The following is a 15,697-nucleotide window of genomic DNA, read 5'->3' on the forward strand; positions in this document are numbered from 1 at the left end:
GCGAACCTGCTTATTCGCCTGCGCCGCCGTCGCCGCCGTCGGCACCGTCCCCGCCGTCGGTGGCCGACGGGAGGATCACGACGGGAGCAGAGGCGTTGGACGACTCGGACGCCATCTCGCCGCAGAAGACGCGGTAGGTCGCGGTGATGCTCTGACCCGCGGCACCCGGGATGATCTGCGTCGTGAGGACGCTCGGGCCGAAGCTGCGGATCGACTCACCGGCGTTGCCGCCCGAGAACGTCGCGTTGGTGAGCGTGACCTCGAACGCGGAGCGGGGCCCCGTGCCGGACGGGCACTCGAAGCTCGGCCAGTTCAGCGTGACCGGCTGACCCTCGGTGGCGGTGCCGGCGATCGTCGGCGTTCCGGTCGGCTTGCCGACCTGAACCTGCTCCTTGTACGTCGTGAGGGTGAGTGCCGTGCCCTCGGGCACGTTGCCGCCGGGCGTGACCGACTCGACCGTGCCGACCTGGTCGGCGCTTGGCGCCACGGTGTTGCCGACGACGCACTCGGCCTGCAGGCCGGCGTTCAAGGCGGACTGGCGTGCGGCCTCGCACTGCAGGCCCACCAGGCCCAGCTCGTCGACGTTCACCTGCTCGGGTTCGGGCGTCTCGGACTCGGTGGGAGTCGGCTTGGGCGTCTGGCTCGTCGTGGGCGAACCGGTGGGATCGGCATCGCGGCCGTCGCCCTGGTTCATCAGGGCGATCACGGTGCCTCCGAGCACGATGATCAGCAGCACGATCAGTCCGATCAGCGGCCACGTCCACCTGCTGCGCTTCTTCTTCTCGCCCTCCTGCTCGTCCTCGACGGCCGCTCCGGTGGGGAGCTGCGCCGTGGTCGGCAGGATGCGGGTCGTGCCGTCGTCACCCGTCGACGTCAGCAGGCGTGTGGCGTCGTCGGCGCTCGCGGCTCCGCCCGCGATGGCGGGCACGGCGATGGCGGCGGAGTTGAGATCGCCCCGACGCAGCGCCTGCGCGGCGCGTGCGACGGTGGCGGAGGATGACGGACGGTCGCCCGGCTTCTTGGCGATCATCGCCATGACGAGGTTCTGCACCGGGATGGGCACGGTAGGGGGCAGCGGCGGAGGCTGCTCGTTGATCTGGGCCATCGCGATCGCGACCTGCGACTCGCCCGTGAACGGCCGCTTGCCCGCGAGGCACTCGTACGCGACGATGCCGAGCGAGTACGTGTCGGTGGCGGGGGAGGCGGGGTGACCCGATGCCTGCTCCGGCGACAGGTACTGGACGGTTCCCATCACCTGGCCGGTCGCGGTCAGCGGCACCTGGTCGGCGATGCGGGCGATGCCGAAGTCGGTGATCTTCACGCGCCCGTCGGGGGTGATCAGCAGGTTGCCCGGCTTGATGTCGCGGTGCACGAGTCCGGCCGCGTGGGCGGCCTGTAGAGCGGATGCCGTCTGGGCGACGATGTCGAGCGTCTTGTCGGCGCTCAGTGAGCCGTCGCGCTCGATGATCGTCGACAGGGCCTCGCCGGGGACGAGCTCCATGACGAGGTACGCGCTGCCGTTCTCCTCGCCGTAGTCGAAGACGCTGGCGATGCCCTCGTGGTTGACGAGCGCGGCGTGGCGCGCCTCGGCGCGGAACCGCTCGAGGAACCCGGGGTCCCCCATGTACTCGTCCTTGAGGATCTTGATCGCGACGGTGCGTCCGATGACGTGATCCGTCGCCTCCCACACCTCGCCCATGCCGCCGATCGCAATACGCGACTGCAGCTCGTAGCGACCACCGAACGACACACCCTGCGTCGGTCTCATCTGCCCAGCACCGCCTCTATGACCTTCTTTGCAATCGGAGCGGCGATGGTGTCGCCGGATCCTGACTGCCCCTGTCCACCGCCGTCTTCGACGAGGACCGCTACTGCCACCTGCGGGTCGTCCGCAGGTGCGAAGCCCGTGAACCACAACGTGTACGGATTGTCGTCGTTCTCGGTCGTACCGGTCTTACCCGCCACGTCGACCCCGTCTATTCTTGCACCCTGAGCCGCGCCGTCTGAGACGCTCGCGACCATCGACGAGGTCACCTGATCAGCCACCGACGACTCGAGGGCACGACCGAACTCCGTGTCGTCGTACGCGCGGATCACCGAGAGATCGTTGCCGATCACCGCGTCGACCAGACGCGGGTTCATGACCACTCCGTCGTTGGCGATCCCCGCAGCCACCATCGCCATCTGCAGCGGGGTGGCGGTGACCTGTCCCTGACCGAAGCCGGTGAGAGCCGTCTGAGGATCGTTGAGCGCCCGAGGGTAGCTCGACGGCGTCGACTCGAGGGGAGTGGTGAAGCTCCGGTTGAACCCGAACTTCTCCGCCATCTCGCGGATGCGGTCGTCGCCCAGCTGCACGGCGAGCTCGGCCATCGGGATGTTGCAGCTCAGGCGGATCGCCTCGGAGATCGTCACCGTGTCACCGGGTCCGCACGTGCCGCCCCATGCGTTCGCGACCGTGTTCGACGACTGCGGCAGCGTGTAGCGCGCCGGATTCGGCAGCGTCGAGTCGGGCGTCCAGTCGCCGGAGGCGTAGGCGGCTGCGGCGACGACGAGCTTGAACGTCGAGCCGGGGGGATTGAGGTCGCCGGCGATTGCACGGTTCGAGAGCGGCTTGAGCGGATCGTCGACGAGCTGATCGTAGGTCGTGTTGGCGGCATCCGCATCGTGGGTCGCCAGGAGGTTCGTGTCGAACCCGGGGGTGGAGGCCATGGCCAGGATGCGGCCGGTGCTGGGCTCGATCGCCACGACCGCGCCCTGGAGCCCTTGCAGCGCCTCGTAGGCGGCCTGCTGCGCGGCGGTGTTCAGCGACAGCTCGACGCTGAAGCCGGTCTGCGGCTGACCCGACAGGATGCGCTCGATCTCGGCGAAGAAGGCGCTGGAGCCCGTTCCGGAGAGGTCGGCGTTCAGAGCCCGCTCGATGCCGGTGGCCGACTGCAGGGCCGGGTTGAAGTAGCCGGTGACGGGCTCCCACATCGCGGCATCCGTGTAGACGCGCTGGAACTGATAGCGATCGTCGGACGGCACGGACGATGCGATCGCGACGTCGTCGACGATGATCGAACCGCGCTGGATCTCGTAGCTGTCGTACAGCGTGCGCCGGTTGAGCTCGTTCTGGCCGAGGCTGTCGGCCTCGACGACCTGGATCCAGCTGGTTGCGACGAACAGGGACAGGAACATGAACAGCATGACGATGCTGAGACGTCGGAGCTGCTTGGTCATCAGCCGATCACCGCCCGGGGCTGGCTGCGCACGCCGTCGGAGATGCGCAGGAGGATCGCGACGATGAGCCAGTTGGCCACCAGCGACGAGCCGCCCGCCGCGAGGAACGGGGTGGTCAGTCCGGTGAGCGGGATGACGCGCGTCACGCCGCCGACCATGATGAACACCTGCAGCGCGATCGTGAAGGCGAGACCGGTGGCGAGCAGCTTGCCGAAGTCGTCCTGTCCGGCGAGGCCGATGCGGATGCCGCGGCTGATGAAGACCATGTAGAGGCAGAGTATGGCGAACAGGCCGATGAGGCCGATCTCCTCGCCGAGGCTCGTGATGATGTAGTCGCTGTGGGCGAGTGGGGTCACGTCAGGGCGTCCCTGGCCCCAGCCGGTGCCGAGGAGTCCGCCGTGTGCCAGCCCGAACAGCCCCTGCATCGGCTGGAAGCCCGCGCCATCCGGATCGACCTGCTCGGGATCGAACAGGAAGAGCCAGTTGACGAAGCGTCCGCGGACGTAGCTGAGGATCTGCGTCGCCACGGCGACGCCGGCCGCGACGAGGGCGAGGCCGATGAGCACCCAGCTGGTCTTGCCCGTCGCGACGTAGAGCATCGCGACGAACATCCCGAAGATGAGGGTTCCGGTGCCGAGGTCGCGCTGGATCACGATGATGCCGAGCGAGATCGCCCACACCACGAGCACCGGGCCGAGCTCCCGCATGCGGGGCCAGGTGATGCCGAGGAAGCGGGTTCCCACCGAGGTCAGGCTCTCGCGGGTGCGCACGAGGTAGCCGGCGAAGAAGATGGCGAGGCAGATCTTCGCCAGCTCGCCGGGCTGGAACGCGAACATCCCGCCGAGCGACACCCACACCTGGGCGTTGGCGTCGGGGATGCGCAGCCCGGGCACGAAGGGAAGCAGCAGCAGCAGGATGCCGGAGAGGCCGAAGATGTACGTGTACCGGAACAGCACCCGGTAATTGCGCAGCAGGATGACGACGGCGATCGCGCCGGCGAGCGAGATCGCCGTCCACGCCAGCTGCTTCGTCGAATAGGCGTCCCATCCGGTGAGCGACTGGGCGATGTCGATGCGGTAGATCATCGCGATGCCGAGCCCCGTGAGCAGGGTGGCGATCGGCAGGATGAACGGGTCGGCCGCCGAGGCGACGGCTCGCAGCACGAAGTGCACGGCGAACGCGAGCACGGCGAGCCCGCCGCCGATCGCGAGGATCATCGGGTCGATGAGGCCGAGGGCGCCGAGCTGCACGAGGGTGAGGGCGGCGCCGCTGATCGCGACGGCGAACAGGAGCAGCCAGAACTCGCGGTTGCGCTGCGTCTGCGGCATCCGCATGCGCTTCAGGGCCTTGATGACGGCGGTGTCCGCGGTGACGTCGGCGCTCATCCGGCATCCTCCGACGGAGTCGGGAGGGGCGTGGGCAGCGGCGTCTCGCCGATCACGCGGTCGGCACCCGCCTGCAGCCGTGCGACGATCGCCTCGGCGTCGGAGAGGGATCGGGCCGAGATCGTGCGCTCCACGGAGTCGCGCTGATACGGCGGGAGGTTCGCGAGCAGGATGTCGGTGTCCTGGATCGGCGTCGAGAGCACGATCGGTCCGATGTTCTGCTGCACGCCCTGGTAGATCACGACGCTGTCCTCGTCGGCGCCGACGAAATAGCGCGTCTGCGTCCAGCTGTAGGCCGCGAAGGCCGCGAAGGCGAGGAGCGCGAGCACCAGCAGCATCCCGGCGATCCAGCCGAAGCGGCGCCGTCGCGCTCGACGACGGTCCTCCTCGATGAGCTCCTCGAGGTACTCCGGCGCCGGCTCGAAGTGGCTCGGCTCGTTCGCGGCCTGCCGCACCGGGTGCAGCCAGTTGCTGCGCGGCGCGCGCACCGGCGGCACCGTGACGTTCGCGGGGTTCGACGCCGATCCGACGATCGTCGCCGTTCCCGAGTGCATGGCGTGCTGCCCGCCGACGTCGACCAGCACGATGGTGACGTTGTCGGGGGCGCCGCCGTCGAGTGCCTGCTTGAGGAGGTTGTCGGCCGTGCGGCCGGGGGCGAGGCCGAGGCGCATCGCCTTGAGGATGCGCTCCTCGTCGACGACACCGGACAGGCCGTCGGAGCACAGCAGCCAGCGGTCGCCGGGCTGGGTGTGCATGACGAACATGTCGAGCTCGGGATCCGCATCCATGTCGCTGAGCACGCGCATCAGCACAGAACGACGCGGGTGGTAGCGGGCCTCCTCGGGCGTGATGCGACCCGAGTCGACCAGCCGCTGCACGAAGGTGTGGTCGGCGGTGATCTGGGTCAGTGCGTCGTCGCGGTAGAGGTAGATGCGCGAGTCGCCGATGTGGCCGATGACGGCGAAGTCGTCGACCATGATGATCGCGCTCAGCGTCGTGCCGAGTCCGGCCAGCTCCGGGCGGTCCTTCGCGGCGCGGATCAGATCTCCGGCCGCGGTCGTCGCCGCCGCCTGGAGCGACGCCTGCGCGTCTTCGGTCGACGTGTACGGCTGGTCGAGCGGCTCCATCCGCTGGATGGCGATGCTCGACGCGACGTCGCCGCCGGCGTGTCCGCCCATGCCGTCGGCGACGACGAACAGGTTGGCCCCGGAATACCCGGAATCCTGGTTGTTGGAGCGGACCTTCCCCGTGTGGGAGATCGCGGCGCTCGAGCCCTCGAAGACCATGCCCGGGTCAGGCTCGCAGCTCGAAGGTCGTGGCGCCCACCTTGATCGGGGTGCCGAGCGAGAGCGAGACGGGTCCGCCGGCCACCCGCTGACCCGCGACGAAGGTGCCGTTCGTCGAGTCGAGGTCCTGGATCGCCCAGGCGTCGCCGCGCAGCAGCAGGCGCGCGTGATGGCTGGAGGTGTAGTCGTCGCGGATCACGAGGGCGGACTCGCTCGAGCGGCCGATCGTGAGCGTGTCGGTGCCGAGCGGGAGCTCGAGCCCGGCCTTCGGTCCCGAGGTGATGACGAGGCGCTTCGCCGTGGCGATGGTCGCGGGACCGGTCGTGGCGGGCTTGGCCGACGACGGGCGAGCCGGAGCCGGCGGGGCGGCCGGCGCGGGGGCGCCCGCATCGGCCTCGGCCGGCAGCTTGCGCACCTTCATGCCGAACAGGTCGGCGCGCAGCGAGTAGACGACGCCGAAAACGAAGAACCACAGCAGCAGGAGGAACCCGAAGCGCAGCAGCAGGAGGACGAGTTCGGAGGGGGTGCTCACGAGATCGCTCCGAACGCACGGGTCGCGTCGTCGTCGCGCGGACGAGCGGGACGTGACGGAGTGGCGACGGGGACGACGCGGAAGACGAGGTCCGTGCGGCCGATCGTGATGGTGGTGTCGGAGGGAAGGGCCGCCTCGCGCACCTTCTGACCGTCGACCTTGGTCCCGTTGGTCGAACCGAGGTCCCGCATCATCGCGCGCTCGCCGTCCCAGAGGACCTCGACGTGCTTGCGGCTCGATCCGGCATCCGCGATCGTGATGTCGGCATCCGTGCCTCGGCCGATGACCGTGCGGGCTCGGGTGAGCGAGTGGCGGCGGCCGTCGACGTCGATGACGGCCTGCCAGTTGACGCGACCCTCGACGGTGCCCGAGCTGACCCGCACGGTGCCGGTGGCGATCTTGTCGTCGCCTTCGAGAGTGATGGCGAGCGGTCCGGAGAAGCTGTAGCCCTGCGCCTTGCCGTGCTTCGTGAGGAGGGCGAGCAGCTCGTCCGTGAGCGCGCCGCCGAGTCCCTGCATCCGCTCGGCGTCGTCGGTGCTGAGGCGCACCACGTAGCTGTTGGGCGCGATGATGCGGTCGCGGCTCACCACAGCCGCCTTGGTGTCCGCCTCGCGCCGAATGGCCGAGGCGATCTCCACGGGCTGGATGCCGCTGCGGAAGGTCTTCGCGAAGGCGCTGTTCACAGCGCGCTCGAGACCCTTCTCAAAGCTGTCAAGTAGTCCCACTGGGCTCCTCTGGCATGCCGACCGGTAGGGACATCGTAGCCAGGTGTCCTGGGTGAACACCGTCGCGACCGCTGTTTCCCGGCGTTCTCGGGGGTTTCCGGCGATGTTCGCCGGCGCCGGTCCGCGGTCCTGCGGGCGGTGCGAGCACCCGCTGCGGTCGTCTGCAGGGTCGATATCCGTGTGCAGGTCGAGACTCGCCGACCCGACCTGCACACGGATCCTCGGCATGCAGACGGCGAAGGATCGAGGGGCAGGTCGGATGCTCGGCGGATGCCGGCGGCGCCGGTTTCATCGGCGGTCGGATCGCGTGATATCCTCGCAAAGTTGAGTTCTTCGGAACGAGACGCTCGCGCGAGTGGCGGAATGGTAGACGCGCTGGCTTCAGGTGCCAGTGTTCGCAAGGACGTGGGGGTTCGAGTCCCCCCTCGCGCACAGACACGACAGCGGCGGCGCACTTCGAGGAATCGAGGTGGCCGCCGCTTCGTCCTTCCCACCTCAGTCCTGGATGCCGGCCCGGCGGCCGTGCTGCTCCTCGAACGCTCGGGTCGCCCGGGAAGCCGCACGGATCTGGCGGATGCCGATCACGACGCCCACCAGAGCGAGAAGGACGCCGAGGAAGGGCCAGAGGTCTGCACCGTCGAGGAGGACGGTGGTCGTCCAGAACGCCCCGAACACGACCGACGAGACCACCGTGTAGACGCCGCCGTTGCGCTGTCTCCGCAGGGCCATGCGCTGCTGGATGAGGAGTGCGCCGTCGTTCATGGGTGAAGCATAGACGCCGTGCCCCACCCCGGGACCGGGGCTATCGCCGGAGCGGCCTCGTATGCCACTGTGACACCGGAGACATCGACTGGGGGTCGTGGTGCGCATTCTTCTGAACATCGTCGCGCTGCTCGTGGTGGCCGTGCTCTCGGCGGGCGGCGCGATACTCATCGCGGTGAACACGCCGGACGGGCGGGACCTGGGGTGGGTGGCCGGCGCCGCCGTCTCCGGATACCTCCTCGCTCCACTGCTGCTGGCGAGTCTGTCGTCGTTCTGGGAGGTGGGGCGCTCCGCGGACGCACGACGTGGTGAACGGCGGCTGCTCCTCGTCACGGTCGGGGTGCAGGTGCTCGCGACCGTCGCGATGTGCGTGTTCACGGTGGCGACCGGAGCGGCGTGGTGGTTGACGCCCCTGTTCCTCGTGGTCGGCGTCGCGGCGATGGCAGCCGCGGTGGCACTCGTGCCGTTCCTTCGTCGTGTCGATCGCGCCCGCCCCGCCGACACGTCTCCGCCCGGGTACGGTCGTGCCGAGTTCCGTCGCGATCTCCGCCGCATCCTCGTGACGATCGTGGCCACGCTCGTCGGCGGAGCAGTGGTGATGGGCGGACTGCTGGCGCTCCTCGCGCCCGACGAGCTCAGCCTGGTCCTGAGGTACGCGCCGCTCCTCGCCGTCATGGGCGGCGGCATCGCCTGTGTTCTCGTGTCGGGCCGCCTCGGCCGCCGCATCCGCGACCTGGTCGGCGGCGACATGGGGCGCGCCGACCGGATCGGCAAGGTCGTCGTCAGGAACAAGGACATCTCGCTCTCGCCCGAGGACGAGGAGCTGGTCGCCCCGTTCGCCCGCCTGTCGTGGGTGTCGCAGGTGTACCAGCTCGCGTGGGTCATCCTGTTCTTCGTCGCGACCGCGGCGCTTCAGCTCTTCCGATTCGCCGACGACCCGACCGACCCGTGGCCGATGTGGTTCGTCGTCGCCTTCGGCGCGGCTCTCATCGCCGTCATCCCCGTGACCGTCATCCAGGTGCGTCGCACGCGCTCGTTCGCCGTCGCCGCAGAGGATCGAGCGCCGCGATGACGGATGAGCCGTCCGGCGACCGTCGCGCGGACCTCGAGAAGCGGCTCGCAGAGGTGCGGGCCGAGCTCGCCGACCTCGCACAGGAGCGCCTGCGGTTCATCGTCGGCGACACCTCTGTCCTCCGTGAGCGATCCGAGGAGCTCGAGTCGGAAGCAGACGGGATCCGACGGCAGCTGGGCCTTCCGCCGGCTGTCGGCCGCCCCGCGCGCCGAGACGGCCTCGGGTGGACGATCGTCTGTCTCAGCGCTGTCGTCATCGTGGTCGCGCTCTGGATGCTCGTGCAGTAGTCCCGACCCGGACCTCAGTCGTCGACGCGCACCTCGACGGCGTTCCCGCGGAGGGTGAACTGCAGAGCGGTGCCCTCCGGGAACTGCGTCCGCAGCTCATCCGTGACGCCGGAATCGACAGTGAACTGGATCGTGGCGGGGAAGGCTCCGGCGGAGCATCCGATCTGGAACCCCCCGAAGTCGTTCGACAGGAGCACATCGGAGTTCGCGGCCAGCAGGCAGGATTCGCCGGAACGGTCGGAGGTGACCCACTCGGGGTTTCGGACGAACGTGATGCCGAAGTAGTCCTCGAACACCGCGGACCCGTCCTGCGGTTCGCCGAGCACCTCCGGCCACTCCCCTGATTCGTCGACGCCGATGGTGGTCACGAGCCCCGGGGTCGCGGGTCGAGAGGTCGCCACGAAGGCTCCCGCGCCGACCGCTGCCAGCACGACACAGAGGGCGCCGACGGCCAGCCACGCGGGTCGCGGAGCGGGCGAGAAGGGGCGGATGCGGTCGGGAACCGCGACCGGATGCTCGGCGGCGCGGCCGTCCGCATCCCTCCCGCCGTCCGTGGCGGCGGGAAGCGGCGCCTGCGTGCCGCGCAGCTCGGCGAGGATCTCCTCGGCATCCGCATCCACGATCTCGAACTCCCGGGACTCGAGCGCGGCCAGCCTCCGCAGCGCGGCGGGGTCACCGCCGATGTCGGCATCCCGACCGTAGGCCCGTTCCTGGAGTGCGCGCAGCTCGGCGTCCTTCTTCGTCATCGTCCGCTCCGCCCTTGCGACTGCCGTTCCGTCGGCGTGTCCTCCTCACACGCTAGAGGACGGCGTCTCGGGCCATACCGCCCAGGAGGGTCGCAGGTCGGACGTCGGGTCGTTTGTTCCGCACACGAGGTACAAGTTGTGATACACATATGACACAAGGCAGAGGGGGACGCGATGATGTCGATGACCACCTGGAGCGTGCCGGAGATCGCCAGCGCGCTCCTGTCACTGCCGATCACGTCGCTCGTGCTCGGCGTGTTCGTCGCGCTCGTGATCGAGGCCTGGTCGTCGCGACCGTCTCGGACAGCGGATGCCGATCGAACCGACCTTCGCGCGTCGCACCGTCTCGAGATCCGGGGGAGGCACCGCGACGAGGTCGTCCTCCTCGGAGTGGTGCCGCTCCTGATCATCGCGGTGACCGTGACCGATGTCCTGGTCCGTTCGTACGTTCTCGACATGTCGGCATCCATCGCTCCGCTCCGCGTCGCCACGCCTCTGCTCGCCGCATGCCTGGGCATCGCGCTCGTCGCCGCGGTGATCGTCCTGCGTGGGCGCGTGTCCGCGGTCCCGGGGCCGCCGACCGCCCGGCGCACCTGGTCGAGCTTCAGTCGCCGACGCGATCTGATCGTGGCGGGAGCTCTCGCCGTCGCCCTGGTCGCGACCACCGTGCTCGCGGGACTCGTATCGTCGACAGATGCCGACGGACGGCACACCGTGCTCGAGATCCCGGTGCCCAATTTGCCCGGCGTCGATCCGCTGCGGATGCACTTCTACGGCTGGGCGTACGGTCTGCCGACGCTGCTGGTCGTCGCCGCGCTCGCCGCGGCGGTCGGCGCACTGCTCCACGTCAACTCCGGGCGACCGTTCATCCGACCGGAGACCACGAGCGCAGAGCGGACGATCCGCCGACACGTCGCATCGGACGCCGTCCAGATCGCGGCCGCCGCCACGGCGCTGGCGCTGGCGGCAGCGTGGCGACTCGTCGCGGACGCGAACGAGGTGACCGGCATCGTCATCACCGGGGTGAACGAGGGGAATCCGTACGACGCGACCTGGAGGTACGCGGAGCTCGCCACCATCGCCGGGTGGGGAGCGCCGGTGCTCGAGATCGCCGCCTTCGCCCTCCTCGTGCTGGTCGCCATCCGGACGGCGCGTCGCCTGCCGGCTGCGGCGCCGTCCGCCGCACCCGAGCTCCTGCGGGTACTGCGATGACGAGGGAGCGTGTGCAGGCACGGACACCCGTGTCGCCGCCGGAGCAGGTCGCCGCCGTCGCCGAGGAGGGCGGGTCGGCAGTCGACATCTACCGGCAGTTCCGCGGGCTGATCGTCTCGGGTCAGCTCGGTGCGAACGAGCGGCTGCCGACCGTCCGCCAGACCGCGCGCGACCTCGGCGTCGCGCCCGGGACCGCCGCCAAGGCGTACAAGATGCTCGAGCAGGAGGGCTTGGTGGTGAGCCGCACGGCTGCGGGAACTCGCGTGGCGGAGTCGGCGGCGGTGCTTCCGCTTCCGGTGATGCGGCTGGCGCGCGAGCTGGTCGAGACGGCGGCTGCCTCGGGGTCGAACGTGGACGATGTGGTCAGCGTGCTGCGCGTGCTGTGGTCGACGGAATCCGGCGGTCAGAGAACACCCGGAGCCTGAGACGAGGACCCCGGGGCAGCTGTTCGCCACCGCGACGGCTCCACACGCTCATGCGACGAGCACCGCACACGGCGGGCTCAGCCCTGTGCGATGAGCTGATTGAGGAGCGCATCGCCCAGGTCGCGATCCGCGTACACCCGCCGCAGCACGCCCGACGTGGGTCTGTACTCGGCAGCATCCTCGCCCTCCCACCGCAGCACCAGTCCCGCGCGTTCGAGCGTGCGCCACGACGCGACATTTCGGCTGAGAGCCCGGGCCGTCACCGGCGTCTCCGGATCGGCGGCGTTCGCAGCCCGCGCGGCGGCGACCGCGATCTCGGTCGCGAAGGCGTGGCCCCAGATCCTCGGCGAGAGGCGGTAGCCGACGTTCCACGCCCGAATGTCGGGGCGTCGCATCGCGGCTCCGCCGAGCCCGACGATCTCTTCCGGTCCGACGCCCGGGAGCGGGTCGCGAAGACGGACGACCCACCATCCGACGCCGTGGTGGCGCCACGAACGGCTGTAGTCCTCGGCCATCGATCGGCTCTGCGATATGTCGGTCTCGACGGCCTCGGGCAGGTGGCGCCAGGTCGCCGGGTCGGATTGCAGAGCGAAGATCGCCTCCACGGTCGTCGCGTCTGCGGCATCGATGGGCGAGAGCACGAGTCGGTCGGTCACGGTGTCAGGGATCACGGCATCAGCATAGGAAGACCGCCACGACGGCGCGGCGACTGTTCCTGGTGCATGGGACGTGACGCGTCGATACACTCGCCCGATGAGCACCACTCGGATCGATGCGCCTCGCCAGGGCGTCGCCCATCAACCGCGCTGGTTCCCGCGTCGCCGACTGGTGCTGCTCGTGACGCTCATCCTCGTTCCCTTCGCGCTCGCCGCTGTGCTGAACAGCTACGGACCGCCGACCGCCGAGAGCGCTGTGCGGATGGCGTTCGCGACTGTCGCCGGTCAGACCGTGGCGATCGGGGGAGCGCTTGCCGCGCTCGTCATCACGATCGTCTCCCGCCGGAACCTACCGGGCATCGTCTTCTTCGGCCTGCTGGCCGTCATCGTCACCGCGAACGCCGTCATGGCGATGACCGGCGCGGGCCAGCTGCTGCTCGACCGGCTCGACCTCGTGGCAGCGATCGCCGCGGAAGGCTGATCAGGCGCGCGAGCGAGTGCGAAGAGCGAGATCGCTCCCCATTTCCATCTGCTCGCTGAGCTCTCCGCGATGCGAGGCGACCTTGCGCGGCCAGCGGCAGAGTACGTTGACCGGGCCCCAGGAGGAGAAAACCGGGAGAGACTGGAATGAACCCCACCCTCGTCTCCGGAGCTCGAATGACCGATCAGCCGCGCAAGGCCCCCTCTCAAGCCGTCCTCGAGGTGCAGGCTGTGGAGCAGGTCAGTCCCGACCTCATCCGCATCACGGCGGGCGGCGACGGGTACGCGGCGTTCGTCGACAACGATTCCACCGACAAGTACGTGAAGATCCTGTTCGCCGACCCTGCTCACGGGCTCGTCCCTCCCTATGACCTCTCGCGGCTGCGCGAGGACAGCCCCGAGAAGCTCCCTACGCGCCGCACATACACGGTGCGGTCGTCCGACCCTGAGCAGCAGCGCCTCCTGATCGACTTCGTCGTGCACGGCGATGAGGGCGTCGCGGGTCCGTGGGCGCGGCGGGCGAGGCCCGGCGACACCCTCGTGGTCAGCGGCGCGGGCGGCGGCTACCGGCCCCGGTCGGACGCACCGTGGCACCTGCTGGTCGGCGACCACACCGCGCTGCCGGCGATCTCGTCTGCAGTGGAGGCGCTGGCACCGGATGCTGTGGGGCACGTCCTCCTGTCCGTCGCCGACCCGTCGGACCGCATCCTCCCTGACGTGCCGAATGGCGTCGTCGTCATGTGGACCGCGACCGATGACGAACTCCTCACCGCACTCACCGCCCTGCCGTGGGCCCAGGGGCATCCCGGCGTCTTCGCGCACGGCGAGCGGGGGACGATCAAGGCGGTGCGGGCTCTGCTCAAGGAACGCGACGTGCCCCGCGAGCACCTCTCGATCTCGGCGTACTGGGCGCGCGGCCGGGCCGAGGATCAGTTCCAGGCGGAGAAGCGCGAGCCGATCGGGCAGATCGAGTAGCCGCTCCTAAGCTGAGAGGATGCTCGCCGCCCTGATCCGCCCGTCCGAGACCAGCACGGCCGAGGTCGTCGGCACCTCGCTGGAGGACGTGATGACCCAGCTGCAGGCGCAGCGGCCGGAGGGCTTCGATCTCGTCTGCTCGCCGGTGCGGATGCTCAAGGGCGAGGCGAAGATGCAGGCCACCGGCACCTTCCAGCGTATGGACGGGATCCGAGAGATCGAGGCCGACAGCATGGCCGCTCTCGAGGCTCAGGTCCCGGAGGGCTGGCAGATGCTCTCGGTGCGCTCCTTCTGACGCCCGTCGCTCGGTGCTGTGTCGAGCGCAAGGAGCGCGGTGTGCAGCGGCTGTTCCAGGTGGCGACCGTAGCCCCTGATCTCATTATCGTCGGCGAAGGGTTTCGGGTCCTCGACGAAAGCGAAAGCGATGGACTTCGACGCCTCGAGCTCAAAACGATCGCTCTCGCACCACACGAGTGCACCAATCTCGACGCACCTCGCACCCTCGAGTTCGAACGACGAACGTGTGATCCAAGGACCCACGTGCTGCACCGCGACCCCCGTCTCCTCGCGCACCTCTCGACGCAGTGCCTCGAGAGGGGACTCATCAGGCTCTATGCGTCCTCCGACAAGATCCCATGCCGACGGAAGGAAACGTCGGTTCGGGGAACGGCGATGGATGAGGATCGTGCTGCGAACTACGACGAAGGCAGCGACGTGCGTCACGCGAACGCTCTCAGGAGTCGGGGACATCACCATTGCTCCGGAAAGAATCGGAATGCAACGTCGGAACTCGCGACTCGGCGACGATCGCTCTCCACGCCTGTCCTATCGTGTATCGCTGAAGACGGCGTGCCAAGGCAGATGCGGCGGATCGAGCAGCGGTCAGGTCGAAGGCGTCGAGAGCTCGCCGGACGGCATCGTGGCGAACCACTCGAATCTGATTTCCTTGGCTGTTCCACGTGAGATCGACAGGATGGAGGCCGGAAGTGACGGCCGTCATGGAGGGCAACATCTCTGCCTTCAGTGCGTTCGCGTACCGCTCTGGGCTCAGATCGGGAACGACGATTGTGGGAACGCCTGCCTGAGCCATGTGCAGCAGTGTTCCGTGACCACCGTGAATGATGGCACACGAGGGTGACGCCCCACCTTCCTCTGAGGTGTTCCAGAGCGTCAGCACGCGCGCACCTGTTCCTCGCAACTTTGGCGCCAGTGTCTCCGTTACGCGAGGATCGCCGGTCGCTACGACGGCTCGATTCAGTATGTCGTTGAATGCGCGTATGAATTCGTCGATAGTGTCGACCGACACGATTCTATAGAAGAGAATCGTGCCGTCTTGATGGAGAGTCGGACTGGCTCGCGACCGCTGATAATGACCGGTGAGCGGTCCTACGAAGACAGCTTCGGAATTGACGACCCGCGGAATCTCTTCGAGTTCTGGTATGCCGGGTACTATCACCCCCGCGTTTTGCATCAGCTCGCGTGGATCCGCGTACTCGTAGACCCATTTATGCGTCGTGAAGACGCTTTTCAATGCGACCTCAACCTGCGCCCAGAGCTGTTCACGCGGGCGGCCGGGGTAGCAATACCCCGGAAAATCCATATCCTGGACCACCGCTGTCACCGGAACTCTCTCCATGGCGGCAGCCATATGCATACTTAGCCTGCTGTCGGACACGACGATATCTGGGCTTGTATTCCTAATCATGAGTCTATCGCTGCCGATGGCGTGAGCAACGAACGACGCATCCGCCCATGCCATCCAGGGGTCGACGTCGATGAAGCGATGAGTATATCGATATGTCGATATGCCGTTCTGCTGTACGAGCTTCTCTTCCCCTTCATCTGCGACGGCAATGGTCGTTGAAGCCCCCTGGCTCTCGGCATGGCGCGCAAGGACGATCATCCGCATGAGATGACCGTTGCCGTTTCCCCAGG

Annotated in this window: 18 protein-coding genes and 1 tRNA gene; 8 read left to right on the top strand and 11 right to left on the bottom strand. The window is 68.5% G+C overall.

Annotation, left to right across the window (positions count from 1 at the left end; genetic code table 11):
• Positions 1-10 precede the first annotated feature (10 nt).
• Genes A4X16_RS15305 through A4X16_RS15330 form a run of 6 tightly spaced genes read right to left on the bottom strand, consistent with a single transcriptional unit; the run spans position 11 to position 7,147 of the window.
• Positions 11-1,768: a serine/threonine-protein kinase gene (locus tag A4X16_RS15305; RefSeq protein ID WP_082914498.1), complete on the bottom strand. Its 1,758-nt coding sequence runs from the start codon at positions 1,766-1,768 to the stop codon at positions 11-13.
• A complete protein-coding gene (locus A4X16_RS15310; RefSeq protein ID WP_067122142.1) occupies positions 1,765-3,219 on the bottom strand; it encodes a peptidoglycan D,D-transpeptidase FtsI family protein in 1,455 nt (484 codons plus the stop codon). Before A4X16_RS15310 ends, A4X16_RS15305 begins: the two co-directional genes overlap by 4 nt.
• Positions 3,219-4,604, bottom strand: coding sequence for an FtsW/RodA/SpoVE family cell cycle protein (locus tag A4X16_RS15315; RefSeq protein WP_067122145.1), 1,386 nt, complete (start codon positions 4,602-4,604; stop codon positions 3,219-3,221). Before A4X16_RS15315 ends, A4X16_RS15310 begins: the two co-directional genes overlap by 1 nt.
• Positions 4,601-5,890 carry a PP2C family protein-serine/threonine phosphatase gene (locus A4X16_RS15320; RefSeq protein ID WP_067122148.1) on the bottom strand — a complete coding sequence of 430 codons (1,290 nt, stop codon included), beginning with the start codon at positions 5,888-5,890 and terminating at the stop codon, positions 4,601-4,603. The genes A4X16_RS15315 and A4X16_RS15320 overlap by 4 nt, the downstream gene beginning before the upstream one ends.
• A gap of 7 nt (positions 5,891-5,897) precedes the next feature.
• Positions 5,898-6,422: an FHA domain-containing protein FhaB/FipA gene (locus tag A4X16_RS15325; RefSeq protein WP_067122151.1), complete on the bottom strand. Its 525-nt coding sequence runs from the start codon at positions 6,420-6,422 to the stop codon at positions 5,898-5,900.
• A complete protein-coding gene (locus A4X16_RS15330) occupies positions 6,419-7,147 on the bottom strand; it encodes an FhaA domain-containing protein (protein WP_067122154.1) in 729 nt (242 codons plus the stop codon). The genes A4X16_RS15325 and A4X16_RS15330 overlap by 4 nt, the downstream gene beginning before the upstream one ends.
• A gap of 349 nt (positions 7,148-7,496) precedes the next feature.
• On the opposite strand from A4X16_RS15330, the gene A4X16_RS15335 reads away from it, so the two are divergent.
• A tRNA-Leu gene (locus A4X16_RS15335) sits at positions 7,497-7,579 on the top strand.
• Between the two features lie 63 nt (positions 7,580-7,642).
• Here A4X16_RS15335 and A4X16_RS15340 read toward each other — a convergent pair.
• On the bottom strand, positions 7,643-7,909 hold the full coding sequence (locus A4X16_RS15340; RefSeq protein ID WP_067122156.1) for a hypothetical protein: 267 nt from the start codon (positions 7,907-7,909) through the stop codon (positions 7,643-7,645).
• A 97-nt stretch (positions 7,910-8,006) separates the two neighbouring features.
• Between A4X16_RS15340 and A4X16_RS15345 the strand changes: the two genes are divergently transcribed.
• On the top strand, positions 8,007-8,981 hold the full coding sequence (locus A4X16_RS15345) for a hypothetical protein (protein WP_067122159.1): 975 nt from the start codon (positions 8,007-8,009) through the stop codon (positions 8,979-8,981).
• Positions 8,978-9,268 (top strand): hypothetical protein, encoded by a 291-nt coding sequence (locus tag A4X16_RS17930; RefSeq protein ID WP_067122162.1) that lies wholly within the window; start codon positions 8,978-8,980, stop codon positions 9,266-9,268. Before A4X16_RS15345 ends, A4X16_RS17930 begins: the two co-directional genes overlap by 4 nt.
• Before the next feature lie 14 nt (positions 9,269-9,282).
• Here A4X16_RS17930 and A4X16_RS15355 read toward each other — a convergent pair whose 3' ends face one another.
• The gene (locus A4X16_RS15355) at positions 9,283-10,014 is read right to left on the bottom strand and encodes a hypothetical protein (RefSeq protein ID WP_067122165.1); all 732 of its coding nucleotides are present in this window, start codon (positions 10,012-10,014) and stop codon (positions 9,283-9,285) included.
• Between the two features lie 183 nt (positions 10,015-10,197).
• On the opposite strand from A4X16_RS15355, the gene A4X16_RS15360 reads away from it, so the two are divergent.
• Positions 10,198-11,226 carry a hypothetical protein gene (locus tag A4X16_RS15360; protein WP_157560240.1) on the top strand — a complete coding sequence of 343 codons (1,029 nt, stop codon included), beginning with the start codon at positions 10,198-10,200 and terminating at the stop codon, positions 11,224-11,226.
• Positions 11,223-11,651, top strand: coding sequence for a GntR family transcriptional regulator (locus A4X16_RS15365; RefSeq protein WP_067122170.1), 429 nt, complete (start codon positions 11,223-11,225; stop codon positions 11,649-11,651). Before A4X16_RS15360 ends, A4X16_RS15365 begins: the two co-directional genes overlap by 4 nt.
• 77 nt (positions 11,652-11,728) lie before the next feature.
• Here A4X16_RS15365 and A4X16_RS15370 read toward each other — a convergent pair whose 3' ends face one another.
• A complete protein-coding gene (locus A4X16_RS15370) occupies positions 11,729-12,322 on the bottom strand; it encodes a GNAT family N-acetyltransferase (RefSeq protein ID WP_067122174.1) in 594 nt (197 codons plus the stop codon).
• A gap of 82 nt (positions 12,323-12,404) precedes the next feature.
• Here A4X16_RS15370 and A4X16_RS15375 point away from each other — a divergent pair, with 82 nt between their 5' ends.
• The 3 genes from A4X16_RS15375 (at position 12,405) to A4X16_RS15385 (ending at position 14,057) form a co-directional block, all read left to right on the top strand.
• On the top strand, positions 12,405-12,788 hold the full coding sequence (locus tag A4X16_RS15375; RefSeq protein WP_067122177.1) for a hypothetical protein: 384 nt from the start codon (positions 12,405-12,407) through the stop codon (positions 12,786-12,788).
• Between the two features lie 176 nt (positions 12,789-12,964).
• On the top strand, positions 12,965-13,762 hold the full coding sequence (locus tag A4X16_RS15380; RefSeq protein ID WP_067122180.1) for a siderophore-interacting protein: 798 nt from the start codon (positions 12,965-12,967) through the stop codon (positions 13,760-13,762).
• A 19-nt stretch (positions 13,763-13,781) separates the two neighbouring features.
• Positions 13,782-14,057: a hypothetical protein gene (locus A4X16_RS15385; protein ID WP_067122183.1), complete on the top strand. Its 276-nt coding sequence runs from the start codon at positions 13,782-13,784 to the stop codon at positions 14,055-14,057.
• Here the strand turns inward: A4X16_RS15385 and A4X16_RS17605 are convergent.
• The gene (locus A4X16_RS17605) at positions 14,012-14,518 is read right to left on the bottom strand and encodes an NUDIX hydrolase (protein ID WP_331709758.1); all 507 of its coding nucleotides are present in this window, start codon (positions 14,516-14,518) and stop codon (positions 14,012-14,014) included. The two genes, A4X16_RS15385 and A4X16_RS17605, sit on opposite strands and share 46 nt — an antisense overlap.
• Positions 14,496-15,671, bottom strand: coding sequence for a hypothetical protein (locus A4X16_RS17935; protein WP_157560243.1), 1,176 nt, complete (start codon positions 15,669-15,671; stop codon positions 14,496-14,498). Before A4X16_RS17935 ends, A4X16_RS17605 begins: the two co-directional genes overlap by 23 nt.
• Between the last annotated feature and the right edge of the window lie 26 nt (positions 15,672-15,697).

The organism is Microbacterium sp. H83, assembly GCF_001650405.1.
In the GTDB taxonomy this organism is placed as follows: domain Bacteria; phylum Actinomycetota; class Actinomycetes; order Actinomycetales; family Microbacteriaceae; genus Microbacterium.

Excerpts from the sequence above, each read along its gene's own strand:
- A4X16_RS15305 (WP_082914498.1), bottom strand. The coding sequence starts at position 1,768 with ATGAGACCGACGCAGGGTGTGTCGTTCGGTGGTCGCTACGAGCTGCAG.
- A4X16_RS15310 (WP_067122142.1), bottom strand. The coding sequence starts at position 3,219 with ATGACCAAGCAGCTCCGACGTCTCAGCATCGTCATGCTGTTCATGTTC.
- A4X16_RS15315 (WP_067122145.1), bottom strand. The coding sequence starts at position 4,604 with ATGAGCGCCGACGTCACCGCGGACACCGCCGTCATCAAGGCCCTGAAG.
- A4X16_RS15320 (WP_067122148.1), bottom strand. The coding sequence starts at position 5,890 with ATGGTCTTCGAGGGCTCGAGCGCCGCGATCTCCCACACGGGGAAGGTC.
- A4X16_RS15340 (WP_067122156.1), bottom strand. The coding sequence starts at position 7,909 with ATGAACGACGGCGCACTCCTCATCCAGCAGCGCATGGCCCTGCGGAGA.
- A4X16_RS17930 (WP_067122162.1), top strand. The coding sequence starts at position 8,978 with ATGACGGATGAGCCGTCCGGCGACCGTCGCGCGGACCTCGAGAAGCGG.
- A4X16_RS15355 (WP_067122165.1), bottom strand. The coding sequence starts at position 10,014 with ATGACGAAGAAGGACGCCGAGCTGCGCGCACTCCAGGAACGGGCCTAC.
- A4X16_RS15360 (WP_157560240.1), top strand. The coding sequence starts at position 10,198 with ATGACCACCTGGAGCGTGCCGGAGATCGCCAGCGCGCTCCTGTCACTG.
- A4X16_RS15365 (WP_067122170.1), top strand. The coding sequence starts at position 11,223 with ATGACGAGGGAGCGTGTGCAGGCACGGACACCCGTGTCGCCGCCGGAG.
- A4X16_RS15375 (WP_067122177.1), top strand. The coding sequence starts at position 12,405 with ATGAGCACCACTCGGATCGATGCGCCTCGCCAGGGCGTCGCCCATCAA.
- A4X16_RS15380 (WP_067122180.1), top strand. The coding sequence starts at position 12,965 with ATGACCGATCAGCCGCGCAAGGCCCCCTCTCAAGCCGTCCTCGAGGTG.
- A4X16_RS15385 (WP_067122183.1), top strand. The coding sequence starts at position 13,782 with ATGCTCGCCGCCCTGATCCGCCCGTCCGAGACCAGCACGGCCGAGGTC.
- A4X16_RS17605 (WP_331709758.1), bottom strand. The coding sequence starts at position 14,518 with ATGGTGATGTCCCCGACTCCTGAGAGCGTTCGCGTGACGCACGTCGCT.
- A4X16_RS17935 (WP_157560243.1), bottom strand. The coding sequence starts at position 15,671 with ATGCGGATGATCGTCCTTGCGCGCCATGCCGAGAGCCAGGGGGCTTCA.